The sequence below is a fragment of the Saccharopolyspora dendranthemae genome (assembly GCF_007829955.1).
Classification (GTDB): domain Bacteria; phylum Actinomycetota; class Actinomycetes; order Mycobacteriales; family Pseudonocardiaceae; genus Saccharopolyspora; species Saccharopolyspora dendranthemae.
Genome location: NZ_VIWX01000001.1, coordinates 1946321 through 1972629, shown reverse-complemented (window position 1 = coordinate 1972629; position 26309 = coordinate 1946321). Strand labels below are relative to the sequence as shown.

Below are 26309 nucleotides of genomic sequence, written 5' to 3'. Positions count from 1 at the left end.
TGTCCTCGTTCGGGTAGATGACGGTCGCAGGTGTGCCAGGCGTGATCGGGCCGCGCTCCCGTCGAAGCAGCCCGGGGTCCGCGCGCACTCGCCGGGCCCCTTGTCTTCGAAGATCCGTCCAGGTGTGGAAGCGGTGATCCGCGCTGATCATCACCGCGTCGTCGAGCACCACCACGTGCTCGATCGTGCCTGCGTTGCGCAGCGCTTTCGCCCATCGCCGCAGCTGATCACCGCTCTCCAGCACCACCACTCGCGCTCGGCTGTGGGAGGCGATGGCGTGCACCTGGTCCTGGCTCAGCGCGGGGTGCAGCGTGCCGGCAACGGCGCCCAGGTGCGCTGCGGCGACGTCGGAGAGCCAGTGCTCGGTGCGGTTGGACATCATCAGCAGGATGGTCTGACCTCGCTGCAGGCCGAGCGCGTTGAACGCGGCGGCCAGCAGTTCGACCTCCTCACCCGCCTGTTTCCAGGTGAAGGTCCGGTTGGCGTCGGTCAGTGCCGGCTCGTCGGGGAACTGCGCGATGTTGTGGGAGAACAGTCGTGGGATCGTCGTTTCCAGTGCCGCCTCGGCCCAGCCGTCCAAGGTGCTCATCGCAGCCGATCTCCCCTCGCCCCGAACAACGGTTGCGATTGACGCGCGTTGAGGCGATGAAACCTGATCGGGGTGGACCGAAACCAGCGCCGAATGCTGGAACACGTTCCGACGAACCGGTACACCCCGGCGGCTTTTCGGAAGAATCAGGCGAAATCAGACGTGATCGCGAATGACGTCGTTGACGGCGTGCTGAAAGCCGTTGACCAGGACCTGGATGGTCAGCGGGCGGAGCTGGTCGGTCACCACGCGCACCCGATCGCGCTCGTCCTCGGGACGTCCGTGCTCCACGTAGGGGCGCAGCACGTTCTCGGCGAACAGCTCGCGCAGCTCGGTGGCGATCTGCGCGGTGTGCCGCTCGACGATCCCCTTGGCCTGCACCAGCATCTGCAGCGGCAGCCCCAGGTCGAGGATCTGCAGGCCCACTCCCAGCATCGCCGGGCTGGGCAGCTGCAGCTTGTCCGGATCGTCGATGCGCTGGAGGACCCCCAGCTCCACAAGGTGCTCGACCAGGTCGTCATCGAGGTGCCTGCCTGCGCGGCGGTCCAGCTCGTGGCGGTCGAGCTCTTCGGCGTGATCATCGGTCCACGGCGCGATCAGCGCGCGCTGCAGGGCGAGCTCGTCCGGTGAGGAGCCTGCCGGGATGCGCTGCAGGTGGCGTTCGATAGCCGACAGGGTGAAGCCGAGCGTCTGCAGCTCGCGGATCAGATCCAGTCGCGCGAGGTGTTCAGCGCCGTACAGTCCGAGACGGCCGCGCAGGCGTGGAGCCGGCAGCAGCCCGCGCGACGAGTAGAACCGGACCGTTCGCACGGTCACTCCGGCACGGGCGGCCAGTTCGTCGATGGTGAGCTCTTCGTCCGCAGTTCGGAGCATGCCGTCACGTTACTCCTTGACCGCTGTAACACCAACGATGTAACACTGATTGCGTCGTATTTCTTGTGTCGCGTGGCACGGCGTTGTTCGAGGGGTCGGGCTTCCGCGTCGTGGAGAGGATTTGTCGTGATGGCAACGGGTGGCCCGCTGGCCGGGGTGAAAGTCGTGGAGCTCGCCGGCATCGGTCCGGCGCCCTTCTGCGCCATGCTGCTGGCCGATCTCGGGGCAGACGTCGTCCGCGTCGACCGGCCGGGCGTCGGCGGTGACGACGACCTGCTCAACCGGGGCAAGCGGTCGGTTCAGGTCGACCTCAAGCACGAGCGAGGCCCAGAAGCCGTGCTGGCGCTCGCGAAAGAAGCCGACGTGCTGCTGGAAGGCCTGCGTCCCGGCGTCACCGAGCGGCTCGGAGTAGGCCCGGACCAGTGCTGGGAGCTCAACCCGAAGCTCGTCTACGGGCGGATGACGGGATGGGGCCAGGACGGTCCGCTCGCCAGCACCTCGGGTCACGACGTCGGCTACGTCTCGCTCACCGGCATGCTGCACGCCATCGGCCGCCAGGGCGGTCCGCCGCAGATCCCGGCGAACCTGCTCGGGGACTTCGGCGGCGGAGCGATGTACCTGGCGGTCGGGGTCCTCGCGGGACTCCTGGAAGCGCGTGTCAGCGGACGCGGCCAAGTCGTCGACGCCGCCATCGTCGACGGAACCGCGCACCTGGGATCGATGTTGTGGAGCTTCTTCGCGACGGGCGGGTGGAGCACCGAACGCGGCACCAACCTGCTCGACACCGGCGCTCCCTACTACGACGTCTACGAAACGTCCGATGGCGAGTACATGTCGGTCGGCGCGCTGGAACCCAAGTTCTACGCGGAGCTGCTGGAGAAGCTCGAACTGGCAGGAAAGGTCCCAGACCGCGATGACGCCTCGACATGGCCTGAGCTCAGGAAGATGTTCGCCGAGAGGTTCAAGCAGCGCACCCGTGCGGAGTGGACCGAGGTGTTCGACGGCACCGATGCCTGCGTCGCCCCCGTCCTGTCGATGGCCGAGGCGGAGCAACACCCGCACCTGGCCGCCCGTCAGACCCTGGTGCGCCGCGAGGGGACGCTGCAACCGGCGCCCGCCCCGCGGTTCAGCCGCACCCCGAATCCCGAGCCCGGAGCGGTCGCCATCCCCGGCGCGCACACCGAAGAAGTGCTGAGCGAATGGGGGCTTTCCCACGACCTGCTCGACTCGGGCGCCATGCACTCCGCGCCGCGATGACCCGCGGCGCGACCCAACGACAGATTCGTTCCCACACAGCGACTTCGCGGGATGACGGTGACAGGAAGGTTCCCTTCCTCGCGCCGCCCGCCACGAACCGGAAGGACGCGTGAAGATGCGCAGGGAGTTGTTCGAGCCCGAGCACGAGGCTTTCCGAGAGACGGCTCGGACCTTCATCAACAAGGAACTCGTCCCGCACAACGAGGAGTGGGAGGCCGCCGGTCAGGTCAGCCGGGAATCCTGGCGGGCCGCCGGCGAACACGGCCTGCTCGGCTTCGCCGTCGATGACGAGTACGGCGGGGGCGGCGTCGACGACTTCCGCTTCAACGTCGTCTTCGACGAGGAGCTGGTGTCCGCGGGCATCTCCGGGTTCGGGTCACCGCTGCACAACGACATCATCGCGCCCTACTTGACCAAGCTGGCCAACGACGAGCAGAAGCAGCGCTGGCTGCCCGGCTTCTGCTCCGGGGAACTGATCACCGCCATCGCGATGACCGAGCCCGGCGCGGGCAGCGACCTGCAGGGAATCCGCACCACCGCGGTCCGCGACGGTGACGACTACGTGCTCAACGGGCAGAAGACCTTCATCAGCAACGGCATCATGGCCGACCTGGTGATCGTCGTGGCCCGCACCGACCCGGACGCGGGGCACCAGGGCATCAGCCTGCTGGTGGTCGAGCGCGATATGCCGGGCTTCGAGCGCGGCCGCAACCTCGAGAAGATCGGGCAGAAGGCGCAGGACACCGCCGAGCTGTACTTCACCGACGTGCGCGTGCCCGCCCGCAACCTCCTCGGCGAGGAAGGGCAGGGCTTCATCTACCTGATGCAGAACCTGCCGCAAGAACGGCTGTCGATCGGCGTGGCCTCCATCGCCTCGGCCGCCAAGGTTCTGGAGCTCACCAAGGACTACTGCCGCGAGCGCACCGCCTTCGGACGACCGATCGGCAAGTTCCAGAACACCCGCTTCGAGCTCGCCGAGATGGCCACCGAGGTCCAGATCGGGCAGGTCTTCGCGGACCGTTGCGTGCAGGAGCACGTTCGAGGTGAGCTGAGCATCGAACACGCCGCCATGGCCAAGTGGTGGCTCAGCGAGCTCAACAAGCGCGTCGTCGACCGTTGCCTGCAGTTGCACGGCGGCTTCGGCTACATGACCGAGTACCCGGTGGCCAAGGCGTACCTGGACTCCCGCGTCCAGACCATCTACGGCGGCACGACCGAGATCATGAAGGAGATCATCGGCCGTTCCATGGGATTCTGACGGCGTCCGCGGGGACCGGTGCCAGCCGGTTCCCGCGTCCCGCCGCGAAGGAGGCGAACCGTGGACTGGATCGTCGCCCCCGACTCCGACGGACGCGCGCTGCGCGACGTCTTCCCATCGATGCTGGCCGCGATGGGTGTCGAGAGCTTCACCGACACCATCGGGATCCCGCCCTGCCGCAACGCCCTGGTGCTGCTGGTGGACGGGCTTGGTCACGAGCTGCTGCGCGCGCACGAAGCCGACGCGCCATTTCTGTCGAGCCTGCAGCACTCGCCGCCGCTGACAGCAGGGTTCCCCACCACCACCGTCACCAGCATCGCCTCGCTGGCCACCGGTCGTTGCGCTGGGGAGCACGGCCTCGTCGGCTACACCTTCGCCGAACCGGGCGGAGGTCTGCTGCACCCCTTGAGCTGGACGGTCCGGGACTCGCCTGACGGCGACCGCGTGAGCCTGATGGAGCGGTGGCCACCGGAACAGGTGCAGCCCCACACCACCGTGCTGGAACGGGCCGCGGCTGCTGGAGTCGACGTTCGCGTCGCGGTTCCCCGTCATTTCGAGGGCACCGGGCTGACCGAGGCCTCGCTGCGCGGTGCGAAGTTCCGCGGCGTGCGGGAGCTGGGCGACCTCGCCGCAGAACTCCTCGACGCGGCCGAGAGCCCCGGTCCCAGCCTCTGCTACGGCTATCACGCGGGAGTCGACCTGCTGGGGCACGTTCACGGACCCGGTTCCATCCAGTGGCGCATGCAGCTGCGGCAGATCGACGCGTTCGTGCAGATGGTCGCCGAACGACTACCACCGGGCGTCGTGCTCTCGGTCGTGGCCGACCACGGCATGGTCGACCTGGATCCGGCGCAGATGATCGACGCCGACAGCGATCCCGCGCTGCAGGAGGGAGTCCGCCTGCTCGGCGGCGAGGTGCGGGTCCGCCAGGTCTACGCCCGTCCCGGCGCGCGGGACGACGTGCTGGCCGCCTGGCAGGACGCCGTCGGCGAGAGCGGCAGCGTCATCACCGGCGAGCAGGCCATCGACGAGGGCTACTTCGGCCCGGTGACCGACGCGGTGAGGCCGCGCATCGGCGACGTGCTGGCCGTGTTGCGCACAACCGGGGTGATCCGGTCGGTTGCCGAGCCGGGCGAATCGAAGCTGCGGGGTCATCACGGCTCCCTGACCTCTGCGGAACAACTGATACCGGTACTGATCGCAGCAGGAGGCTGATCGGTGATGGCGGATGGTGGACTGTTCGGGCCGAGAACGGTGTCCTGGCATCTGCACGGTGATCCAACGATGTGGATCGCGGGGATCTGCAGCTTGTTCCTGCAGGCGCTGCACCCGCGAGCGGTGGCGGCTGTAGTGCAGAACTCGCGGTTCCAGGAAGACCCGATCGGCAGGCTGCGCCGCACCAGCGACTTCGTCGGCGTCGCCACCTACGGCACGACGGAGAAGGCCCGCACCGCCGCCCAACGCGTGCGGCACGTCCACCGCGTGCTGAGCGCCAGCGACCCGCGGACCGGGGACGAGATCCGGCTGGACGACCCGGACCTGCTGCTCTGGGTGCACTGCGCGGAGGTCGCATCGTTCTCCGAGATCGTGCGGCGAGCGGGTTTTCCGCTCAGCGACGCCCAGCACGACCGCTACTTCGCGGAACAGCGCCGCTCGGCGGAGCTCGTGGGTCTCGACCCGGACCAGGTCCCCGGGTCGCGCAGCGAGATGGACGACTACTTCCGACGCGTGCGACCTGAGCTCGCGCGCACCCGGGAGTCGGATGTGGTGTTCCGATTCCTGCACCACCCCTTCACGACCTGGTGGTTGCGGCCGCTCAACGTCGGCTATCTGCCGATAGGGCACTTGGCGTATTCGCTGCTCCCGGGCTGGGCGCGCGACCTGCACGGCAGGCCGGCGATGCCCGACCGGGTCGCGACAGCGGGCGCCAAGGCGTTCCGCGCGTTCGGCGGGTCGGTTCCCGACCGGATCCGGTACCGGTTTCCCAGCGGACACGTGCTGGCGGCCGTGGAGCGGCTGGGGGAGCAGGCCTTCCCCTCGGCGAAGGCCGTGGTGAGGCTCTAGGACGATCGGGTGGTGGATGGGAACCTTCCTCCCATTCCTGCCGCGCCGGTTCGGCCTGCGGAGATCGTCTCTGAAGTGCATATTCGTGCACACTCGGGGTAACGGTGTCCCATCTTGTCCACCTCTTGTATCTATGTTGTGGGCAACCTAGGATTTCCGTCCACGGAACCGTTTTTCTGCCAGGCGGAAGTTGTCCCCGGGAGGCTGAACGATGCAGTCGGCCAGTATCGAAGCCGAGCGCGCGGCGGGAAGTCCGGCCGCGCTGGACACCGCTGCGGCGGAATTCCGCGCGGCGCTGCCGGAGACGGCAGTGATCACCGATCCGCAGCGCTTGCGCACCTACGAATGCGACGGGCTCGCCAGCCACCGGGTGATCCCGGCCGTGGTCGTGCTGCCCGAGACTGCGGAGCAGGTCCGCGACGTCGTGCGAACCTGCGCCGCGCACGGGATTCCCTTCGTCGCACGGGGGGCGGGCACCGGCCTCTCGGGCGGTGCGCTCCCGCACTCATCCGGTGTCCTCGTGGTCACCTCCAGGATGCGCAGCATCGTGGAGATCGACGTCGTCAACGAGCGGGCGGTCGTCGAGCCCGGCGTGATCAACCTCGACGTCACCAAAGCCGCTGCGCCGCAGGGCTACTACTTCGCCCCCGACCCCTCCAGTCAGCAGGTCTGCTCGGTGGGCGGCAACGTCGCCGAGAACTCGGGCGGTGCGCACTGCCTGAAGTACGGCTTCACCGTCAACCACATCCTCGGCCTCGAGGTCGTGACGCCCGACGGCGAGCTCGTCGAACTCGGATCCGATGCGCGCGAAGCTCCCGGTTACGACCTGATGGGAGCCTTCATCGGCAGCGAGGGAACACTCGGCATCGTCACCAAGATCACCGTTCGGCTCCTGCGCAAACCCGAAGTGGTTCAGACGCTGCTCGCAGGGTTCCCCTCCACCGACGAGGCGGGCGCGGCGGTCTCGGCGATCATCGCCGACGGCGTGACCCCGGCCGCCATCGAGATGATGGACGCGCTGGCCATCGAGGCAGCGGAACAAGCCGTGCAGTGCGGATACCCGGAGGGAGCGGGTGCGGTGCTGGTCGTCGAGCTCGACGGGCCGGCGGCAGAAGTCGAGCACACCTTCGCCGAGGTCGAACGGCATTGTCGCGCACGCGGAGCCTTCGAAATCCGCGTCGCTGCCGATGACGCCGAGCGAGCGATGATCTGGAAAGGCCGCAAGTCCGCCTTCGCCGCGGTGGGCCGCATCAGCCCCGACTACATCGTTCAGGACGGCGTCATTCCGCGCACCGCGCTACCCGAGGTGCTCGGCCGCATCTCCCGCCTGTCCAGCGAATCCGGCGTGCGCGTGGCCAACGTCTTCCACGCCGGAGACGGGAACCTGCATCCGCTGGTGCTCTTCGACGACGCCGAGCCCGGTGCCGGTGAACGCGCCGAAGCCGTCTCCGGCGCGATCCTCGACCTGTGCATCGAGCACGGCGGCTCCATCACCGGTGAACACGGCGTCGGTGCGGACAAGGTCAAGTACATGGGTCGCATGTTCACCGACCAAGACCTCGACACGATGCAACGAGTGCGCTGCGCGTTCGACCCGGTCGGCATCTGCAACCCGGGCAAGGTCTTCCCGACACCCCGGCTGTGCGGGGAAGTCCCGGGTCGGCGCACAGGAGTGCACCCCCTGACCGAAGCGGGATTGGCGGACCAGTTCTGATGCAGACGAAAACCACCGAGGCCGCCCACGACGCGTTGGCGGCAGTGCTCGGAGCCGACAACGTGCGCAGGGCCGACGAGAACAGCTCGGACAAGGGCCTCGGTCACCAGCTGGTGGCCGCCGTGGAGGGAACGGAGCAGACCGCGGCCGCGATGAAGGTCGCTGCCGAACACGAACTCCGCGTCGTGCCCACGGGTTCGGGCAGCAAGCTCGACTGGGGCGCACCGCCTCGTGACGTCGACCTGCTGCTCGACCTCTCGCCGGCCAACAAGATCGTCGAGCACGCGGCAGGCGACCTCGTCGTGCACGCGCTGGCCGGAACCCCGATCACCGATATCAATCGGTTCGTGCGCGACGGCGGGCAGCAGCTCCCCATCGACCAGCCCATCACCACCGCGACCGTCGGCGGAGTCATCGCGACCGCGACCTCCGGGCCCTGCAGACACCTGTTCGGTGGCGTCCGGGACCTGCTGATCGGCGTCACCGTCGTGCTCGCCGACGGCACCGTCACGACGGCGGGCGGCAAGGTAGTCAAGAACGTCGCCGGGTATGACCTCTGCAAGCTCTACACCGGCTCCTTCGGGACCCTCGGCGTGATCACCGAAGCGGTGTTCCGGTTGCACCCCGTTGCCGCAGAGCACCGGTGGATCACCACCGTCACCGACGACGCCGCCACGGCCGCCCGAGCCGCAGACACCATCCGCCAGTCCCAAGCCATGCCCACGGCGATCGAAATCGACCGGCCGGCAGGCGGTCCTTTCACCGTCTGCGGACAGTTGGAAGGACGCCCTTCTGCCACGCATGACCGCGCGCTGCAGCTGGCGTCGGCGGTTGAGGGCGAGGTAGCCGACGGGCAGCCCGAGTGGTGGGGACAGCACCCCTTCGACTCCGAGGGCACCGGGCTGCGCGTCGGGGCCGAACCCGGCGCCATGCCCGCGTTGCTGACTGCCATCGAGCAGAGCACCGGTGACCTGCCGATTTCCGTGCGCGGTGCGATCGGGATCGGCGTGCTGCACGCGGGACTGCCCGCGTCCGCGGACCCGGCCGCCGTCGCCCGGCTGACTTCCGAGCTGCGGGCCCGCGCCGACTACGTGGTCGTCGAACGCGCACCGCGCGCGGTCCTCGACCTCGTCGACCCGTGGGGCCCCATCGCCGCAGGGCCGCTCGCGCTCATGCGCCGCACCAAGGACCAGTTCGATCCGCAACACCGGCTCGCTCCGGGCCGGTTCGTGGGAGGAATCTGATGACCGAGACCCCGGCCGGCCCTGGCGCCTTCGACGTCTTCCACCCGCCGCAACGCGAACTCATCGACGACTGCGTGCACTGCGGCTTCTGCCTGCCGAGCTGTCCCACCTACGAGCTGTGGGGGGAGGAGATGGACTCCCCCCGCGGTCGCATCTACCTGATGAAGGAAGGCCTCGAAGGCGAACCGCTCACCGACAACATGGTTGAGCACTTCGACGCCTGCCTGGGCTGCATGGCGTGCGTGACCGCGTGTCCTTCGGGTGTTCAGTACGGCACCTTGATCGCTGAGACGCGTGCCCAGGTCGAACGGCACCACGAACGTGGGCGATTCGAGAAGCTGCTGCGCACGGCGATCTTCACGATGTTCCCGTACCCGAAGCGGCTTCGCGCGATGCGCGGTCCGCTCGCTCTCTACCAGCGGACTCGACTGGGTCGGCTGCTCAAGCGCATCGGACTGATGGACAAGCTGCCCGCTGGACTGCAGGTCATGGAGTCCCTGGCACCGCCCATCTCCAGAACCGAGAAGCTTCCCCAGCGGACTCCGGCGAAGGGGCGTCGGCGAGCGACGGTCGGCATGATCACCGGTTGCGTCCAGTCGGCGTTCTTCCCCGACGTCAATGCGGCCACTGCCCGGATCCTCGCCGCAGAGGGCTGCGACGTGATCGTTCCTCCGTCGCAGGGCTGCTGCGGAGCGCTGAGCGAACACTCCGGGCGGGAGGAAGAGGCCATTCGGTTCGCCCGCGAGCTGCTGGACAACTTCGAGTCCGCGGGTGTGGACCACGTGGTCATCAACTCGGCCGGATGCGGTTCGACTCTCAAGGAGTACCCGCGACTGCTCCAGGACGACCCGGTGTACCGGGAGAAGGCCGAACGCTTCTCGTCGAAGGTGCGCGACATCGCCGAACTGCTGGTGGAGCTCGGTCCTGTGGCCGAGCGCCACCCGTTGGAGGTGAAGATCGCCTACCACGACGCGTGCCACCTGGCCCACGGACAGGGCATCCGCTCGCAACCGCGCGAACTGCTGCGCGCGATCCCCGGACTGCAGCTCAGTGAGATCAACCGAGCTGAACTGTGCTGCGGTTCGGCGGGCGTCTACAACCTGCTGCAGCCCGAGCCCGCCCGGGAACTCGGTGACCGCAAGGCCGCCAACGTGCTCGACACGGGCGCGGAACTGCTGGTGACGGCCAACCCCGGTTGCTCGATGCAGATCCGCACCGCGCTGGAACGACGCGAGGAGAGCATGGCGATGGCCCACACGGTGCAGGTGCTGGACGCTTCCCTCCGCGGTTTGGGAGCGCAAGCTCTCCTGCGGTGACCCCGCTCGGTGGAGCGGGGGACTGCGCTGCCCCGCTCCACCGTGACGCGGTGGGCCCCCTCGTCATGAAATACGGCCCCGTTCGTTGGTGCAGGGTGAACGGAAGGTTCCCAAGCTCCACCCTCCACGCTGCTCCATCCGGCCGACAGCGGGACCGTCATTGACTGTGACAGCATTGGTGTCACACTCTGGGTGGAGCACCTGCCGCAATGAGGAGGCACGCCACACATGTCCGAGGCGTACGTCTACGACGCGATCCGCACACCGCGGGGTCGTGGAAAGAAGAACGGGTCGCTGCACGGGGTGAAACCGATCACCCTCGCAGTGAGCCTGATCGAGGAGCTGCAGCGCCGCCATCCGCAGCTCGATCCTGCGCTGATCGATGACCTCGTGCTCGGCGTGGTCTCGCCTGTCGGTGATCAGGGCAGCGACATCGCCAAGACCGCCGCGCTCGCCGCGGGATTGCCCGAAACGGTCGCGGGCGTTCAGCTCAACCGCTTCTGCGCGTCGGGGCTGGAAGCGGTCAACATCGCCGCGCAGAAGGTCCGGTCCGGTTGGGAGGACGCCGTCCTCGCCGGCGGTGTCGAGTCCATGTCGCGCGTCGCGATGGGCTCCGACGGCGGTGCGTGGGCGCTGGACCCCGAGACCAACTACGAGACGTCCTTCGTCCCGCAAGGCATCGGTGCCGACCTCATCGCCACCATCGAGGGCTTCGACCGCGGCACCATCGACGCCTACGCGGCCGAATCGCAGGACCGCGCCGCCAAGGCCTGGGCCGACGGCCGCTTCGCCCGCTCCGTGGTCCCGGTCAAGGACCGCAACGGGCAGACCATCCTCGACCGCGACGAGCACATCCGTCCCGGCACCACGGCCGAGTCCCTCGGCGGGCTCAAGCCCTCGTTCGCCGACATCGGAGAGATGGGCGGGTTCGACGCCGTCGCGCTGCAGAAGTACCACTGGGTCGAGAACATCGACCACGTCCACACCCCGGGCAACTCCTCCGGGATCGTCGACGGCGCAGCACTGGCGCTGATCGGCAGCGAGGGGCTCGGGGAGCGCACCGGGCTCAAGCCGCGCGCCCGCATCGTCTCGGCCGCACTGTCGGGCGCCGACCCGACGATCATGCTCACCGGGCCTGGCCCGGCCGTGCGCAAGGCGCTGGGCAAGGCGGACATGACCATCGACCAGATCGACCTGGTCGAGATCAACGAGGCCTTCGCCGCGGTGCCGCTGAAGTTCATGAAGGAGTTCGGCGTCGACCACGACAAGGTCAACGTCAACGGCGGTGCCATCGCCATGGGCCACCCGCTGGGTGCCACCGGCGCGATGATCCTGGGCACCGTCATCGACGAACTCGAACGCCGCAACCTCCGCTACGGCCTGGCAACGCTGTGCATCGGTGGCGGCATGGGGATCGCGACCATCGTCGAACGGATCGGCTGAGGGACACATCAGACATGAGCGAGCAGAACACCATCCGCTGGGAGTCCGACGCCGACGGAATCGTCGTGCTGACCCTGGACGACCCGCAGCAGCAGGCCAACACCATGAACCTGCGCTACCAGGCGAGCATGGACGAAACCCTGCAGCGCCTGGAAACCGAGCGCGACAACATCACCGGCGTGGTCCTCACCTCCGGGAAGAAGACCTTCTTCGCGGGGGGCGACCTTCGTGAGCTCATCCAGGCCCGGCCTGGTGACAGCGAGTCGGTCACGGCCACCACCGCCAACGTCAAGAAGCAGCTGCGCCGCCTCGAAACGCTCGGCAAGCCCGTGGTCGCCGCGCTCAACGGGACCGCGCTCGGCGGCGGCCTGGAGATCGCGCTGGCCTGCCACCACCGCATCGCGCTGAACAACCCCAAGGCGCGCTTCGGCTTCCCCGAAGTCAGCCTCGGCCTGCTGCCCGGCGCCGGTGGCGTCGTGCGCAGCGTGCGGTTGCTCGGCATCGCTGACGCGCTGCTCAACGTCCTGCTCCAGGGCCAGCAGCTGCGTCCGGAGAAGGCGCTCAAGACCGGGCTGATCCACGAGCTGGTCGACACCCAGGAGGACTTGCTGGGCAAGGCCAAGGAGTGGATCAAGGCCAATCCTGAATCCGCCCAGCCGTGGGACACCCCGGGTCACAAGATCCCGGGCGGAACCCCGGCGAGCCCGAAGTTCGCCGCCAACCTGCCCGCGTTCCCGGCCAATCTGCGCAAGCAGCTCAAGGGCGCTCCCATGCCCGCTCCGCGCAACATCATGGCCGCCGCGGTCGAGGGCAGCCAGGTCGACTTCGACACCGCGCTGGACATCGAGGGCCGCTACTTCGTGGAGCTGGTCTGCGGCCAGACCGCGAAGAACATGAGCAAGGCCTTCTTCTTCGACCTCCAGCACATCAACGCCGGTGGCAGCCGTCCCGACGGCGTGCCGGAGTTCCGCGCGAAGAAGGTCGCCGTCCTCGGCGGCGGCATGATGGGCGCCGGCATCGCCTACGTCTGCGCCAAGGCCGGCATGCAGGTCGTCCTCAAGGACGTCTCGCTGGAGAACGCCGAGAAGGGCAAGGACTACTCGGCCAAGATCGTCGAGAAGGCTGTCGCCAGGGGTCGCTCCACCCAGGAGAAGGCCGACGAGCTGCTCGGCCGGATCACCGCGACCGACCAGGTCGAGCCACTATCGGGATGCGACCTGGTCGTCGAGGCCGTCTTCGAGAACCTCAAGCTCAAGCACCAGGTCTTCAGCGAGATCCAGGACGTCGTCGACAGCGACGCGTTGCTGTGCTCCAACACCTCGACGCTGCCGATCACCGACCTCGCCGAAGGTGTCCGCAACCGCGAGGACTTCATCGGTCTGCACTTCTTCTCGCCGGTCGACAAGATGCCGCTCGTCGAGATCATCTCGGGTGCGCAGACCAGCGATCGGACGCTGGCCCGTGCGTTCGACGTGGTGCGTCAGATCAACAAGACGCCGATCGTGGTCAACGACAGCCGTGGCTTCTTCACCAGCCGGGTCATCGGCACCTTCATCAACGAGGGCGTGGCGATGCTGGCTGAGGGCATCCACCCGGCATCCATCGAGCAGGCGTCCTCGCAGGCGGGCTTCCCGGCTCCGGTGCTGCAGCTGTTCGACGAGCTGACCCTGACGCTTCCTCGCAAGATCCGCGACGAGTCCAAGGCCGCGGTGGAAGCAGCAGGCGGCACGTGGGATCCGCACCCCGCCGAGCAGGTCATCGATCGCATGGTGGAGGAGTTCGACCGCACCGGTCGTTCCGGTGGTGCCGGCTTCTACGACTACGCCGATGGCAAGCGGACCGGCCTGTGGCCGGGACTCGCCGAGCACTTCGGCTCGGCCGACACCGACCCGGCGTCGGTCAACCTGGTCGACCTCATCGAGCGGATGATGTTCGCCGAGGCGCTGGAAACGGTGAAGTGCCTCGACGAGGGCGTGCTGACCTCCGTGCCGGACGCCAACATCGGCTCGATCATGGGCATCGGCTTCCCGGCGTGGACCGGAGGAGTCGTGCAGTACATGAACGGCTACTCCGGTGGTCTGGCCGGATTCGTCTCCCGCGCCCGCGAACTCGCGGAACGCTTCGGCGATCGGTTCCAGCCGCCGGAATCGCTGGTCAAGCGCGCTGCCAACGGCGAGCCGTTCGATATCGGCGAGCCGGACGCGGAGATCGTGAAGGCGACCTCTGCGGCGTGAGCTGAAATGACAAGGCGCCGGGTCCGAAAGGGACCCGGCGCCTTGTTGTTCGCTCAGCGTGTTCAGCCCTGGGGGTGGTCCACGACCGGGGCGTTGACGCACTGCGGGGTCTGCGGCGACAGAACCGGGACGACCGCGCCGAGGACGGCGACGTTGTCACCGCAGGCCTGCACCGGCACGGCGCTGATGTTGTTGTCGTTCGCCCCGTTGACGCCCTCGTTGTCCGCGCTGTCGGCGAACGCCGGGCCCGCCAGGGCCAGCATGGCGGTGGCGGCGCCGGCGGCGCCGGCGATACGTGCAGCGGTACGCACTGTGGCTCTCCTTATGGATGACTGTTCTTCAGGGTATTAACCCTTGCGGCACAGGGAATTTCTGCTCTTCTCCTGTGACGCGCGGCAGAGTCTGCGACATGGCTCGCGTCCAAGTCGAACTCAGAAGGGCGTTTTCAGCCGAATACCCTCGATGGAGTGACCGGAAACGGACATTCCACTATGGACTTGCGGCTGGGCCCGAGGATGCGACGGTCCTCAGTTCTGCGGCAGGACACCGCTGATCCGCTGAAGAGGCGCCTCGGCGACTGCTCCGACGACCTTGTCGGCCTCGGACACGACCGGGGCGTGCTTCGTGGCAGGAAGCACGTCGCTGGGCTTGGCGAGCGTCAGCGGCTCACCAGAGGTCTGCAGCGGGTTGTTGTTGAGGGTCGGCGCGACCAGGGCCACCGGGTTGCTGATGGGTTCGGACTCGTAGCCCTGGGCGGCGGTCAGCTCCACCGCCGTGTCCACGGCCGAGAAGCCCTGGTGGTTCGGCTCGCGCGGGCCGACCTCGGTGTCCAGCAGCGTCGCGTCGGGCGTGTGCTCGTAGATGACGCCGAGGTGGCCCGGGGTCACCGAGCCTCCGACCGTGGGCCGGGTCTTGGTCATGTTCGAAACCCGCGTGGTTTCGGCGAAGACGTGTCCGAGCACTCGGTTCGGTTTCCCAGGGGCGAGCACGGGACGGCCGTCCTGCAGCTCACCGGCCACGCCGTGCGCGGTCTTGGTGATGTCCACGCCGACCTTCTTGATGACGTTCGGCGAGCTCGCGTTCAGCTGGGCGTCCGCGCACGGCGCCTTGGTGGGGCTGAACGATGGGCCTTCCTGCATCTGGCAGGCGTTGGCCGGGATTTCGGCGCCGATCTCGTCCGGCACGGACGTCAGGTCGGGCTTTTGGATGTCGGTGGTTCCCGCCGCGTTCGCGGCACCGGTGCCGACGGTGGCGAGGCCCGCGGCCATGACGGCCGCCTTGACTGTGCGCGTGGTCCAGGAGCGCAAGATTGGATCTCCTCGAGTCTGAGGTGTTGGCACGGCTGACTCGACATCGGAGACGCTGTTAAAGATCTTGAGCCGTATTCGGCAAATCAGCCCGAAGGAGTGAATCTGGTGCGTGGGGCTGACGGCCGTGATGAGAGGAAGGTTCCCATGCGCCGGTCCGCGCGTCGGCGCGGGGCTTCGGCGCGTCAGAAACCCAGGCCCGGAGCGAACAAGGTGATCATGTACTCGGTCGCCTTCTCGGCGGTGACTTCCGGGCGGTTCTCGCGCCAGAGCGCGAGCCGCTCGCTGGCGCCGATGATCACCTCTGCCCAGGCCTCCGCCTGCTCGTCGGCGAGATCTTCCTGGACCATGCGCAGCAGGTTGGCGGTGAAGTCGCGCTGCTGGACGCGGATGGCCTCCAGCTCCTTGTTGACGGAGGTGCTGGGGATGGAGAACTCGTTGCGCAGCAGTGCCCACGCCTGCGCGTGCTCGTCGCCGAAGCGGAAGAAGGCCAGCTGGCAGTCGTAGAGGAGCGCTTCCGGACTGGTGGCATTGGCCGCGGCCTGGCTCGTCGCAGTGAGCAGTTCGGCCTTCGATCGCCGCAGGCAAGCCAGCAGAAGTCCTTCCTTGGAACCGAAGTACTCGTAGAGCATCGGCTTGGACAGGCCTACCTGAGCTGCGATGTCGTCCATGGACGTCGCCTGGTAGCCGTTGTCGGCGAACACTCGCTCGGCGACTTCCAGGATCTGCACTTCGCGCTCAGCCCGGGACATTCGCTTGCGGCCGCTTGCCGGTGCAGAAGAGCTCGTCACAAAACGACCCTACCGCAGGTAACTTACTCGTAGTAGCCTACTCCGGAGTAGCTAGAGTGCCGGTGTCCGAGGAGGGGCCCTGATGGTGCAGAGGCAGTCGCCTGACCAGAGTCGGTACGAGACTTCGGTGGTCATCGTCGGGACCGGCTTCTCCGGTCTCGGCATGGCGATCAAGCTCAAGCAGGCTGGTATCGATGACTTCATCGTGCTGGAGAAGAACGCCGACCTCGGCGGAACCTGGCGGGACAACACCTACCCGGGATGCGCCTGCGACGTGCCTTCGCTGATGTACTCGTTCTCGTTCGAGCAGAACCCGGACTGGTCGCGTCTGTTCGCCGAGCAGGGCGAGATCAACGACTACCTGAGCTACTGCGCGGACAAGTACGAAGTGCGCGACCACGTGCACTACGGCGTGGAGTTCACCGGCGCCGAGTACGACGAGCAGAGCAAGACCTGGCTGGTCACCACCGGTGACGGAACCGAGTACGTCGGCCGCGCCCTGGTGTCCGGTGTCGGCGCTCTGCACATCCCGAGCTACCCGGACCTCCCGGGCGTGCAGGACTTCGAGGGCGAGATCTTCCACTCGGCGCAGTGGAACCACGACTACGACCTTCGGGGCAAGCGCGTTGCGGTGGTCGGAACGGGGGCCAGCGCGATCCAGTTCGTCCCCCGCGTGGCTGAGCAGGCGGACGAGCTGCACTTGTTCCAGCGCACGCCGCCGTGGATCCAGCCCAAGCCCGATCGCCCGATCCCGGAAGCGGTCCAGAAGGTGTTCCGCAGGGTTCCGCTGGTGCAGCGCGCCGCCCGCGTCGCGATGTACTGGACCCTCGAAGCCCGGTTCTTCGCGGTGTTCAACAAGCGCCTCGGCAAGGCCGCCGAGTGGTTGTCCAAGCGCTACATCCGGAAGACGATTTCGGATCCGAAGCTGCGCGAGGCCGTCACGCCCGACTACTCGATGGGCTGCAAGCGCATCCTGCTCTCCAGCGACTACTACCCGGCCCTCAACCGGCCGAACGTCGACGTCGACACCAGCGGTGTCGCGGAGGTGCGCAAGAACTCCGTGGTGACCGGCGACGGTCAGGAGCACGAGGTCGACGCCATCATCTACGGCACCGGCTTCCACGTCACCGACGCCTACGACCACCTCGCCATCGTCGGGCGAGAGGGGCGCAAGCTCCAGGACAGCTGGCGCGAAGGTGCTGAAACCTACCTCGGCATCACCGTTTCCGGCTTTCCCAACCTCTTCTTCCTCCTCGGCCCCAACACCGGCCTCGGCCACAACTCGGTCGTGTTCATGATCGAGTCGCAGCTGAACTACGTGATCGACTGCATCCGCCGGATCCACAAGGGCGAGATCGGCCAGGTCGACGTCCGGCAACCGGTGCAGGACGCCTTCAGTCGTGAGCTGCATTCCGAGTTGGGTGACGGCGTGTGGTCCCAAGGCGGCTGCCGGAGCTGGTACCTCGACGAGAACGGCGTCAACCGCACGCTGTGGCCGGGATTCACCTGGAAGTACTGGATGCGCACCAGGAAGGTTGACTACTCCGACTACGAGGTCGCTCCCCGCTGAGGCGGGAGGTGATCAAACCCGGTTGAATCTTCGCACGGGCGTTCGATATAGTGGCCGAGCCACTGTCGAGCAGCCCCTACTGGGGCGCACCCTAGCTAGGGGCGGCGATGTCACCGCTGTCGTCCGATGAACTGCGCGCCATCCGCGAGGAGCTCAGCGCTGGAACCACACCGACCGTGTGGTTCACCAGCTCCGCAGTCGGAGTCCAAGAGGGACGTTCCGGCAAGGTGATCGCGCTCGGCGAACCGGCCGAAGGGGACTTCATCCAAGTCCGCCCGGCCGGTTCGAAGGACGTCCTGTCGTTCTCCACCGCAGAGATCACACAGGTCAAACCACCGCGCAAGAAGCCCACGCCGGAACCGGCGGCCAAGTCGGCCGCGAAAGGTCCGGCCGGCAAGCCGAGCCAGGACACCGCAGCGAAGCCTCCGGACAAGCCGGTCGCGAAACCGGCTGCGGCTGCCAAACCGCCGGCCACCACGACCAAGCCCGGCGAAAGCGACGCAGCACGACGCAAACCCCGGCTCAAGCAGCCGGTCGGTGGCGCTGTCGTGACGCTCACCGCCGACGACAACGGCCAGTGGAGCGTTGAGGTGGCCAACACCAAGCGGAAGCTGGTCAAGCCGACCCAGGTTCCGGCCAACGCCGTCGCTCAAGCCGCGAAGGTGCTGCACGACGACGTCGCTGCGGCTGTGGAGCCGGTGATCGAAGCTGCCCGCGAGCAGCACCGCGCCAGGGTCGAGCAGCTCCGCGCCGAGCTCGAAGCCGCCCAGGCAGCGCTCGAAGAACTGGACGAGTGAAGCGTTGTCGTCCCACCTCGGGACGACAACGCACTCACCGGAACGCGCACTGATCGGGCCGGAGCATCGACGACATTCCCGCACGGGGGTTCTCGGTCGCGCCGAGCATGGAACCTTTCTGCCACTACCCTGAACCGGAGGTGTGCTGCGCCCGTTGAAGATCGTGGGCGCACTGATCCACGTCTGGTGCCGCAGTCGTCGCCCGCCCAGCGCTGACCGGTGGAGGGCGGCCGACGAATGGACAGGTCATGTCCGCACCCCCTATCAAGAACGAGTGCGAACACCCGTCTCGCCCGAATCGGCGACACCGCTGCGCCAGCGATCGTTCCGCTATCTGCTGATCGCGACGATCGGCGGGTTCTCCGGATACGCCTTGCTCCTTCCGGTGGTGCCGTTGTGGGCGGTCGCAGGTGGAGCCGGCGAGATCGCAGCTGGTGCGACCAACGCGGTGTTCATGCTCGTCACCGTTCTCACACAGCTGGCGATGCCGTGGCTGCTCAAACGGACCGACTGCCGCGGACTGTTCGCACTGGGAACGGCCATGATCGGGGCCCCCACGCCGCTGTTCGCGCTCTCCAGCGACATGTGGATGCTGTTCGCGGTCTCCGCGCTGCGCGGTGTCGGCTTCGGGCTGCTGACCGTCACAGGATCGGCGCTGACCGCAGAGCTGGTGCCGGTGGCCCAGCGAGGTCGCGCGGCCGCCTACTACGGCCTCGCCATCGGCCTGCCGAACGTGGCGTTGCTGCCGGCTGGGGTGTGGTTGAGCGGCCGGATCGGGTTCGGACCGCTGTTCTGGGCCGCCGGAGTGGTTCCCATCGTCTCCGCGCTGACGATCGTGGGCATCGAGCGAGTGCGTACCCGAGCCAGGGAACGAGGCGTACCGGCTCGGCCCGCCACGCTGCTGCCGTCCTGGACGATCATGGTGTTCAACACGGCAGCAGCCGGCGGACTGACGGCATTCCTGCCGCTTGCCGTTGACCCGGCGGTCGCACCCGCCGCACTCCTGATCTTCGCGGCCGCCACGATGTTCGGCCGCTGGCTTGCCGGGCACCTCGGCGATCGTTTCGGCCAGCGAGGGGTGCTAGCGCCATCGGTGCTGCTGGGAGGGATGGGAGTGGTGCTGCTCGCGCTGGCCGCGTGGACGGCTGACCCGGTGGCGCTGGCCGGGGCCGCGTTGTTCGGCGCAGGCTTCGGAGCAGTCCAGAACACCACGCTGATCCTGATGCTGGAACGCGTCGACTCGGCCACGGCGAGCACGGCGTGGAACATCGCGTACGACGGTGGCCACGGGCTCGGCGCGATCGGCTTCGGAATTCTCATCGCTGCCTCCGGGTACCCGGCGACCTTCGCGATCACCGGCGTTCTGCTGCTCGCCTGCCGCGCCCTGGCCGTCCGCCGGTTGACGTGAGCAAGGGAACCTTTCTGTCACCCGCCGCGGCCGCAGCACGGGCCCGGACCCCGTGTGCTGTTGGCCACAGGGGTTGCCTGACGTCGAGGCGGAGGAGGCTGCGGCTTCTGGGGGTGGAGATGCCGGACGTCGTGGTCCGGCGCGAGCACCTAGAATCGGACGCGTGTTGCGCAGCCTGTTGACCCCACGTTGGCTGCTTCTGCATGCCCTGTTCATCGTGGCCACGATCGCCACCGGCTTCCTCGCCGTGTGGCAGTGGGATCGCGCGCACGATGCGGGAGGGAGCTTCCAGAACCTCGGCTACGCGCTGCAGTGGCCGCTGTTCGGAGCCTTCACGATCTTCCTCTGGATCAAGCTGATCCGAATGGATCGCGCGCAGCAGCGAGGAGAGCTCGAGCCGGACGTCAACGCCGAGGGCGAGCCCGAGGCGGAGGACGAGAGCTCAGCGGAGGTCTCCGAGGAGCCGGAAAAGCGCCGGACACGGCCGCTGGTGCCGCCTCCTGCGCCCCCGGTCGACAACGAGGAAGATCCGGTGCTCGCCGAGTACAACCAATACCTGGCCGGACTCAACGAATCGGATCAGCGCACTAGTTGAAGGTGATCCCGCCGTTGATCTCGCGGGCTTGCACCAGATTTTCGACCTGCCCGGTGTTGATGTTGACCACGGCGTTGTCCGAGGCCGTGATGTCGTTGTGCACGGCCGCGCCTTCGTGCCGCAGCTCGCCCGCGAACTCCTCGTCCTCCGCGCACAGCTCATCCAGGCGTTCCGCCAACGCGGTGATCTGAGCAGGTCCCGCGCCTTCGCTCTCGGCGGCTTCCAGCGCGGCTTGGGTCTCGGGGTCCTGCCGGGACCTGCGTCGAACCAGGTCGCGGACCTTCGCCAAGCCCAACGTTCCAGCTGCGCCCAGAGCGGTGGCGGCTTGCCCGCCCAAGGCTGTGGCCAACGAATCCAGGAACGGGTCGGTCATGAGTCCTCCGCGATCAGGGGAACCGTTCTGTCACGAAGTGTAGTTAAATGAACCGTCTCCGTGTCGGTTTCGAGTTGAATTCAGTTGCCCGGCAGCGCGCGGGGCGTTCGGCTCGGTGTGATATCAACGAACTGGTTGGCGGCGACGCGAAATGGATGCAGAGAGATTCCGCGCAGTGGAAGCCGGTGGTTCTTTCCGCAGCTCGGATCGGTGAGCGGGAGCATCGGTTCGCACCGCGTCCTGGTCGGCGGCCGGATCTTGCGAACACTTTGGTGATAGGGGCTGGCGTGCGCAGCGGCGTGCTGTTGAAGATGTTCGGACTGTGCGTCCTAGCCGGCGTACTCGTGGCGGCTTTGCTGCTGCCCGTTGCGACCGGGGCTGGGGCGATGGTCAACCAGACCACCAATGCCATGTCGAAGATGTCGAGTTCGCTTGCCAAGCGCGAAATGCCGCAAGTGTCGACCGTCACCGATCGCAACGGCAAGCCGATCGCCTACTTCTTCCGCGACTACCGGGTCGAAACCCGGCCGGATCAGGTCGCCGACACCATGAAGGCCGCCATCACAGCGGTCGAGGACAAGCGATACTGGCACCACGGCGGCGTCGACTGGCACGGCACCATCCGCGCTCTCGCGACCAACATCGGTAGCGGCGAGACAGCGCAGGGCGCGTCGACGATCACCCAGCAGTACGTGAAGAACTACCTGGTGCACGTCGCGGCCACCACGGAGCTGGAGGCCGAGCAGGCCAAGGAGACCACGGTCGCCCGGAAGCTCCGCGAAGCGAAGATCGCTGTCGAGCTCGAACGCACCATGTCCAAGGAAGAGATCCTCACCGGGTATCTCAACGTGGTGCCCTTCGGCAACCAGACCTTCGGGGTCGGAGCCGCTTCGCAGACCTACTTCGGCACCACTCCCGACAAGCTGACGATCGCCCAGTCCGCGCTGCTGGCCGCGGTGGTCAACCAGCCGGGGTCCCTGAACCCCAACAGCAACCCGCAAGACGCGCTCGCGCGGCGGAACCTGGTCATCGACCTGATGGCGGACAGCAACAACGACATCCGCATCACCAAGGAAGACGCAGAGATCGCCAAGCAGGAGCCCTTGGGTGTTCTGTCCCCGTTGGGTCGGCCGCCGAACGGCTGCGTCGGCATCGGTGACGGCACGACCGACGGCTTCTTCTGCACCTACGTCCGCGACTACCTCGAGCGCTACGGCATCGACACCGACAGGCTCAAGGTCGGCGGATACACGGTGCGCACGACTCTCGACCGCACGGCGTCCGACGCTTCCAAGCAGGCCGCCCAGAAGCAGGTCCCGACCCAGACCGAGGGCATCGCCAACGCCATGTCGGTCGTCGAACCCGGCAAGGACAAGCACAAGGTCCGCGCCCTCGTCGCCAACCGCGACTTCGGCAACGACCCGAGCAAGGGGCAGACGGCCTACGACATCGTGAGCCGAGTGCAGCCCTTCGGTGCCGGGTCGATCTACAAGATTTTCACTGCTGGTGCCGCGATCGAGCGTGGCATGAGCATCTACGACACGATCGACGTTCCCGCCAGCTACACCTCACGCATCTACAAGAACGGGTTGGCGCCCTACACGGTGCACAACGCCGAGGGAGTCAGGCCAGGGCCGAGAACGCTGCAGAGCGCACTGGCGACCTCGCCGAACACCGGTTTCGTGGCGTTGCAGGAGCGCGCGGGGTTGAACAACGCCGTCGACATGGCCGCCAAGCTCGGCATGCGCAAGAGCATCAACGGCGTCAACTCGCTGGGGTCGACGCTGAAGGACGATGGGTCCAACGGGCCCTCGCTGGGAGACTCGATCAAGCGGCGCAACAACGGGTCCTTCACCCTCGGCTTCACGCCGACCAGCGTGCTGGAGCTGTCCAACGTCGCGGCCACGATCATGAGCGACGGTGTCTACTGCCCGCCAACGCCGATCGAAGAGGTCAAGGACCGATACGGCAACCCAGTGCAGCTCAACGAGCCGGCATGTGAGCAAGCCGTGTCGCCGGCCGTCGCGACCGGACTCGCTCAAGGCCTGAGCAAGGACGACACCGAGGGAACCTCGCGCGCGGCGGCCCAGGCCGTGCAATGGGCCCGCCCGATGATCGGTAAGACCGGTACGACCCAGGAGCACAAGTCCGCGGGCTTCCTGGCCGCCACGCCGCAGATGGCTGGTGCGGTCCTGACCTACTCCGACGGGAAGCGTCCGCAGGGCATCTGTGACGGTGGCGGCGAATCGCCGCCGTACCTGTGCGGAGACGGCAACATCTACGGCGGCAAGGTCCCGGCGCGAACGTGGTTCGACGCGATGACCAAGATCCACGACGGTTTGCCGACCGCGCAACTACCGGGAACACCCCCAGCAGGGCCACCCGCGCCCTGATCTGACGTGAGCATGGGGACTTTTCTGTCACTTCGAGGAGTGGCAGGAAGGTCCCCATTGTCATTCCTGGGTGTGTACTCAGCGATAACTCAGAAATCGTTGGCAAGATGCCGGAGTGGTTTCTGGACATGATCGAGTGGATGTTCGCGGCACCGTCTGGTTCGCCGTTCTCGCCTACCTGCCGGCTTGGTTGTTGAGCGCGCCGCTCTGGCTGACGGGTGAAGGTCTGTCGTGGGTATGGGCGCCGGTCGCCCTCACTCTCATGATGTTCATGCCTGCCGTCGCGGCGGTGGTGGTCAACAAATGGATCAGTCCTAGCCGCAAGCCGTGGCGAACGCTGGGAATCACCACTGCCGACGGCATCAAGAAGTGGTGGCCCTACGCAATCCTGGGTTGTGCAGGGCCGCCGCTGGCCGTGCTGCTCGCGCTGCTCGTCGGCTACATGCTCGGCGTCTACGAAGCCGACTGGACCGGATTTTCCGGACTTACGGAACAAATGGGCACAACCGTGGTCGGTGAGCAGGCCCGCACGGCGCCGACAACCCTCGCGGTAAGCCAGCTCGGCCAGATCTTCCTGCTCGGCTGGGTTCACACGCTGCTCGCGCTAGGGGAAGAGCTCGGCTGGCGAGGCTACCTGGTCAAGGCGTTGCTCCCACTCGGTCAACCCGCAACCTTCCTCATCAGCGGAGTCCTGTGGGGCTTGTGGCACGCGCCGATCCTGCTCCTCGGCTACAACTATCCGACGGTTCCCGTCGTGGTGTCATTCCTGATGATGGGCTGCTTCTGCGTGCTGGTCGGGGTCTTGCTGAGTTGGCTGCGCCTGGCCTCCGACAGCGTGTGGCCGGCCGCGATCGCACACGGATTCCTCAATTCCGCGGGGACCATGGCGGTCATCTTCAGCCAAGCCGGCCACCCGGTCGACAACGCCAGCGTCGGCTTGCTGGGGTGGAGCGGCTGGATCGTGCTCGTGCTGCTCATCCTCGTGTTGATCATGATCGGGAAGCTGCCCGTGCGGTTCGAGGTCGTAAAGCAGGGGATCAGCCCGGGAGTCGAGCGGCGCAGCCGCAAGGCGTGAACGGTGGAGGGGAACCGTTGTTCCACATTGGCCGGGGCGAACGTGAAATTCGCGCGCCCAGGCTCTTTGACGTGAAAGCATTGTGGTCATGGTGACGAGTCTGCTGCCCTCCACCCAGCGCGTGCTGCTGCGACGACTGGCCCTGGAGCAGAGTGAAAACCGCGTTCCTTCCTTGATCGCCGGCGTCCTGCGCGACGGGGAGACGGCCTGGGTCGACTCCCGCGGCCTGGTGAACGGAACGCCTTCCACGACGGACACCCAGTACCGGATCGGGTCGATCACGAAGACGTTCGTCGGTGTGCTCGTGATGCGGCTGCGTGATGAAGGTCGTCTCGACTTGGCCGACAAACTCGACGACCACTTGCCGGGCACGGCTCTGGGAAACCGCAGCGTCGGCGAGATCCTCAGCCAATGCAGCGGGCTGACCGCTGAGCCCGCAGGTCAGTGGTGGGAGCGCACGCAAGGAGGAACCCCCGAGGAACTCCTCGCCACCGTCGACAGCAGCGCGGTGCGGCCCACCCCTCGCCACCAGTTCCACTACTCCAACGTGGGTTTCGGAATCCTGGGCGAGCTGGTCGCCAGGATTCGTGGCGCCGCATGGCATGAGGTCATGGAACGCGAGATTCTGCGTCCGCTCGAGATGCGGCGAACCACGATGATGCCTGTCGAGCCCCACGCGCAGGGCTTGGCCGTGCACCCGTGGGCGGACGTGGTGCTGGACGAGCCCGCCGAAGACGCGGGAGCGATGGCACCCGCAGGCCAGCTGTGGTCGACCTTCGATGACATGGCCCGGTGGGCCCGATTTGTCCTGGGTGACACCGACGAGGTACTGCACCCGGACACGGTGGCCGAAATGCGCGTGCCCGGGTCGGTCGACGACGGTCTGGAATGGCGCGCCGGTTACGGGCTCGGCCTCCAGCTGCTCCGGCACAACAAGCGTTGCCTGGCCGGCCACAGCGGTTCGATGCCGGGCTTCCTCGCGAGCGTGTGGGCCGACCCCGCAGAGCGAGAAGCGGTCATCTTCATGGCCAACACGACAGCCGGAGTCACCGGGGCACTCGGAACGGACCTGCTCGACGCACTGGCCGAGCACGAACCGCGCATCCCGGAACCCTGGAGGCCGCAGCCCGATGTCGACATGGGCCTGCTGGAACTCACCGGCGAGTGGTACTGGGGCCCGTCGCCACACGTGCTGCGCGTTCTCAGCAACGGGCTGCTCGACCTTCGGCCCGGCCACGGAAAGCGGGGAAGGGCTTCACGCTTCCGCCCCAACGGCGACGGCACCTGGACGGGTCTGGACGGGTACTACGCGGGCGAAATCCTGCGCATCGGACGAGACGCGGATGGCACGCCCAACCACCTGAACCTGAACACGTTCATCTTCACCCGCACTCCGTATGCCCCAGCCGCACCGGTGCCCGGTGGCGTTTCGGGCTGGCGCCCCGCTCGCGACTGATCCAGGCAGCTTGGGTCCCTTTCTGTCAACGAGCAGGCAGGAAGGGGCCCAGCGCTGGCGGACCGGGGCACCGCTGTGCTGGGCACAACGCGTGCTGCATGCTGGGGGCATGCCCGACGACCTGTCCATCACGAGAAGCTGGAGCATTCCGCCCGCGGAGCTCTCCGAACGCTTCTCCAGGTCCTCAGGACCAGGTGGCCAAGGCGTCAACACCACCGACTCCCGAGTCGAGCTGTCGTTCGACCTGGCAGGATCGCCCTCCGTTCCTGAGAGCCTGCGCGCTCGCGCTCTGGAGAGGCTCGGCAACCGGCTCGTCGACGGCGTGCTCACGATCACCGCATCCGAGCATCGTGCGCAGCTGGCCAACCGCCAGGCAGCTCGGGAACGCCTCGCTGAAGTGCTGGCCTCCGCCGTCGCACCACCCCCGGCGAAGCGCCGGCCCACCAAACCGACCAAGGGCTCGCAAAGGCGACGTCTCGCCGGTAAGAAGCGACGATCCGAGGTCAAGCGCCAGCGTCGACGGGGTGACCCCGGCGAGGCCTGAACTGCGGA

23 protein-coding genes are annotated in these 26309 nt (G+C 67.3%); 17 read left to right on the top strand and 6 right to left on the bottom strand.

From position 1 onward, the window contains the following. Together FHU35_RS08950 and FHU35_RS08945 are read right to left on the bottom strand one after the other, a co-directional pair. Nucleotides 1-589, bottom strand: a 589-nt coding sequence (locus FHU35_RS08950; protein WP_145737847.1) for an AMP-binding protein, incomplete at its 3' end; no start/stop codon positions are given. A 156-nt stretch (nucleotides 590-745) separates the two neighbouring features. Then, the gene (locus FHU35_RS08945; RefSeq protein ID WP_145737846.1) at nucleotides 746-1462 is read right to left on the bottom strand and encodes a MerR family transcriptional regulator; all 717 of its coding nucleotides are present in this window, start codon (nucleotides 1460-1462) and stop codon (nucleotides 746-748) included. Between the two features lie 129 nt (nucleotides 1463-1591). On the opposite strand from FHU35_RS08945, the gene FHU35_RS08940 reads away from it, so the two are divergent. From FHU35_RS08940 to FHU35_RS08900, 9 genes are all read left to right on the top strand, one after another. Continuing rightward, nucleotides 1592-2719: a CaiB/BaiF CoA transferase family protein gene (locus tag FHU35_RS08940; protein ID WP_186459312.1), complete on the top strand. Its 1128-nt coding sequence runs from the start codon at nucleotides 1592-1594 to the stop codon at nucleotides 2717-2719. Nucleotides 2720-2834: 115 nt separating this feature from the next. Further along, nucleotides 2835-3977, top strand: coding sequence for an acyl-CoA dehydrogenase family protein (locus FHU35_RS08935; RefSeq protein WP_145737844.1), 1143 nt, complete (start codon nucleotides 2835-2837; stop codon nucleotides 3975-3977). Between the two features lie 60 nt (nucleotides 3978-4037). Continuing rightward, nucleotides 4038-5192, top strand: coding sequence for an alkaline phosphatase family protein (locus tag FHU35_RS08930; protein WP_145737843.1), 1155 nt, complete (start codon nucleotides 4038-4040; stop codon nucleotides 5190-5192). A gap of 6 nt (nucleotides 5193-5198) precedes the next feature. Beyond that, nucleotides 5199-6041: an oxygenase MpaB family protein gene (locus FHU35_RS08925; RefSeq protein ID WP_145737842.1), complete on the top strand. Its 843-nt coding sequence runs from the start codon at nucleotides 5199-5201 to the stop codon at nucleotides 6039-6041. A 211-nt stretch (nucleotides 6042-6252) separates the two neighbouring features. Further along, nucleotides 6253-7755: an FAD-linked oxidase C-terminal domain-containing protein gene (locus FHU35_RS08920; protein WP_246110144.1), complete on the top strand. Its 1503-nt coding sequence runs from the start codon at nucleotides 6253-6255 to the stop codon at nucleotides 7753-7755. Then, nucleotides 7755-8999: an FAD-binding oxidoreductase gene (locus tag FHU35_RS08915; protein WP_145737841.1), complete on the top strand. Its 1245-nt coding sequence runs from the start codon at nucleotides 7755-7757 to the stop codon at nucleotides 8997-8999. The genes FHU35_RS08920 and FHU35_RS08915 overlap by 1 nt, the downstream gene beginning before the upstream one ends. Continuing rightward, nucleotides 8999-10315: a (Fe-S)-binding protein gene (locus FHU35_RS08910; protein WP_145737840.1), complete on the top strand. Its 1317-nt coding sequence runs from the start codon at nucleotides 8999-9001 to the stop codon at nucleotides 10313-10315. The genes FHU35_RS08915 and FHU35_RS08910 overlap by 1 nt, the downstream gene beginning before the upstream one ends. A gap of 228 nt (nucleotides 10316-10543) precedes the next feature. After that, complete coding sequence (locus FHU35_RS08905; protein ID WP_145737839.1) at nucleotides 10544-11758, top strand: acetyl-CoA C-acetyltransferase; 1215 nt, start codon at nucleotides 10544-10546, stop codon at nucleotides 11756-11758. A gap of 14 nt (nucleotides 11759-11772) precedes the next feature. Next, complete coding sequence (locus tag FHU35_RS08900) at nucleotides 11773-13992, top strand: 3-hydroxyacyl-CoA dehydrogenase NAD-binding domain-containing protein (protein ID WP_145737838.1); 2220 nt, start codon at nucleotides 11773-11775, stop codon at nucleotides 13990-13992. A gap of 62 nt (nucleotides 13993-14054) precedes the next feature. Here FHU35_RS08900 and FHU35_RS08895 read toward each other — a convergent pair whose 3' ends face one another. From FHU35_RS08895 to FHU35_RS08885, 3 genes are all read right to left on the bottom strand, one after another. Further along, complete coding sequence (locus tag FHU35_RS08895; RefSeq protein WP_246110143.1) at nucleotides 14055-14303, bottom strand: hypothetical protein; 249 nt, start codon at nucleotides 14301-14303, stop codon at nucleotides 14055-14057. Between the two features lie 216 nt (nucleotides 14304-14519). Next, entirely contained in the window at nucleotides 14520-15299 is a 780-nt protein-coding gene (locus tag FHU35_RS08890) for a hypothetical protein (protein WP_145737837.1), read from the bottom strand. A gap of 185 nt (nucleotides 15300-15484) precedes the next feature. Further along, nucleotides 15485-16030: a TetR/AcrR family transcriptional regulator gene (locus tag FHU35_RS08885; RefSeq protein ID WP_246110142.1), complete on the bottom strand. Its 546-nt coding sequence runs from the start codon at nucleotides 16028-16030 to the stop codon at nucleotides 15485-15487. 142 nt (nucleotides 16031-16172) lie between these two features. Here FHU35_RS08885 and FHU35_RS08880 point away from each other — a divergent pair, with 142 nt between their 5' ends. The 4 genes from FHU35_RS08880 (at nucleotide 16173) to FHU35_RS08865 (ending at nucleotide 20460) form a co-directional block, all read left to right on the top strand. Beyond that, nucleotides 16173-17660 carry a flavin-containing monooxygenase gene (locus FHU35_RS08880; protein WP_145737835.1) on the top strand — a complete coding sequence of 496 codons (1488 nt, stop codon included), beginning with the start codon at nucleotides 16173-16175 and terminating at the stop codon, nucleotides 17658-17660. Between the two features lie 107 nt (nucleotides 17661-17767). Continuing rightward, a complete protein-coding gene (locus FHU35_RS08875) occupies nucleotides 17768-18457 on the top strand; it encodes a DUF6319 family protein (RefSeq protein WP_145737834.1) in 690 nt (229 codons plus the stop codon). Between the two features lie 274 nt (nucleotides 18458-18731). Next, a complete protein-coding gene (locus tag FHU35_RS08870; RefSeq protein WP_145737833.1) occupies nucleotides 18732-19865 on the top strand; it encodes an MFS transporter in 1134 nt (377 codons plus the stop codon). A 163-nt stretch (nucleotides 19866-20028) separates the two neighbouring features. Then, nucleotides 20029-20460 carry a hypothetical protein gene (locus FHU35_RS08865; RefSeq protein ID WP_145737832.1) on the top strand — a complete coding sequence of 144 codons (432 nt, stop codon included), beginning with the start codon at nucleotides 20029-20031 and terminating at the stop codon, nucleotides 20458-20460. Here the strand turns inward: FHU35_RS08865 and FHU35_RS08860 are convergent. Then, a complete protein-coding gene (locus FHU35_RS08860; protein ID WP_145737831.1) occupies nucleotides 20453-20833 on the bottom strand; it encodes a hypothetical protein in 381 nt (126 codons plus the stop codon). The two genes, FHU35_RS08865 and FHU35_RS08860, sit on opposite strands and share 8 nt — an antisense overlap. A gap of 311 nt (nucleotides 20834-21144) precedes the next feature. Between FHU35_RS08860 and FHU35_RS08855 the strand changes: the two genes are divergently transcribed. From FHU35_RS08855 to arfB, 4 genes are all read left to right on the top strand, one after another. Then, nucleotides 21145-23226, top strand: a complete 2082-nt coding sequence (locus tag FHU35_RS08855) for a transglycosylase domain-containing protein (RefSeq protein WP_246110184.1) — start codon at nucleotides 21145-21147, stop codon at nucleotides 23224-23226. Nucleotides 23227-23341: 115 nt separating this feature from the next. Then, a complete protein-coding gene (locus tag FHU35_RS08850) occupies nucleotides 23342-24301 on the top strand; it encodes a CPBP family intramembrane glutamic endopeptidase (protein WP_186459311.1) in 960 nt (319 codons plus the stop codon). An 88-nt stretch (nucleotides 24302-24389) separates the two neighbouring features. Further along, on the top strand, nucleotides 24390-25757 hold the full coding sequence (locus FHU35_RS08845) for a serine hydrolase domain-containing protein (protein WP_145737829.1): 1368 nt from the start codon (nucleotides 24390-24392) through the stop codon (nucleotides 25755-25757). Between the two features lie 109 nt (nucleotides 25758-25866). After that, nucleotides 25867-26301 (top strand): alternative ribosome rescue aminoacyl-tRNA hydrolase ArfB, encoded by a 435-nt coding sequence (arfB, locus tag FHU35_RS08840; protein WP_145737828.1) that lies wholly within the window; start codon nucleotides 25867-25869, stop codon nucleotides 26299-26301. Nucleotides 26302-26309 lie beyond the last annotated feature (8 nt).

Bases quoted from the DNA above. Each gene is read 5' to 3' on its own strand.
- FHU35_RS08945 (WP_145737846.1), bottom strand. From the start codon at position 1,462: ATGCTCCGAACTGCGGACGAAGAGCTCACCATCGACGAACTGGCCGCC.
- FHU35_RS08940 (WP_186459312.1), top strand. From the start codon at position 1,592: ATGGCAACGGGTGGCCCGCTGGCCGGGGTGAAAGTCGTGGAGCTCGCC.
- FHU35_RS08935 (WP_145737844.1), top strand. From the start codon at position 2,835: ATGCGCAGGGAGTTGTTCGAGCCCGAGCACGAGGCTTTCCGAGAGACG.
- FHU35_RS08925 (WP_145737842.1), top strand. From the start codon at position 5,199: ATGGCGGATGGTGGACTGTTCGGGCCGAGAACGGTGTCCTGGCATCTG.
- FHU35_RS08920 (WP_246110144.1), top strand. From the start codon at position 6,253: ATGCAGTCGGCCAGTATCGAAGCCGAGCGCGCGGCGGGAAGTCCGGCC.
- FHU35_RS08915 (WP_145737841.1), top strand. From the start codon at position 7,755: ATGCAGACGAAAACCACCGAGGCCGCCCACGACGCGTTGGCGGCAGTG.
- FHU35_RS08910 (WP_145737840.1), top strand. From the start codon at position 8,999: ATGACCGAGACCCCGGCCGGCCCTGGCGCCTTCGACGTCTTCCACCCG.
- FHU35_RS08905 (WP_145737839.1), top strand. From the start codon at position 10,544: ATGTCCGAGGCGTACGTCTACGACGCGATCCGCACACCGCGGGGTCGT.
- FHU35_RS08900 (WP_145737838.1), top strand. From the start codon at position 11,773: ATGAGCGAGCAGAACACCATCCGCTGGGAGTCCGACGCCGACGGAATC.
- FHU35_RS08880 (WP_145737835.1), top strand. From the start codon at position 16,173: ATGGTGCAGAGGCAGTCGCCTGACCAGAGTCGGTACGAGACTTCGGTG.
- FHU35_RS08875 (WP_145737834.1), top strand. From the start codon at position 17,768: ATGTCACCGCTGTCGTCCGATGAACTGCGCGCCATCCGCGAGGAGCTC.
- FHU35_RS08860 (WP_145737831.1), bottom strand. From the start codon at position 20,833: ATGACCGACCCGTTCCTGGATTCGTTGGCCACAGCCTTGGGCGGGCAA.
- FHU35_RS08855 (WP_246110184.1), top strand. From the start codon at position 21,145: ATGTTCGGACTGTGCGTCCTAGCCGGCGTACTCGTGGCGGCTTTGCTG.
- FHU35_RS08845 (WP_145737829.1), top strand. From the start codon at position 24,390: ATGGTGACGAGTCTGCTGCCCTCCACCCAGCGCGTGCTGCTGCGACGA.
- arfB (WP_145737828.1), top strand. From the start codon at position 25,867: ATGCCCGACGACCTGTCCATCACGAGAAGCTGGAGCATTCCGCCCGCG.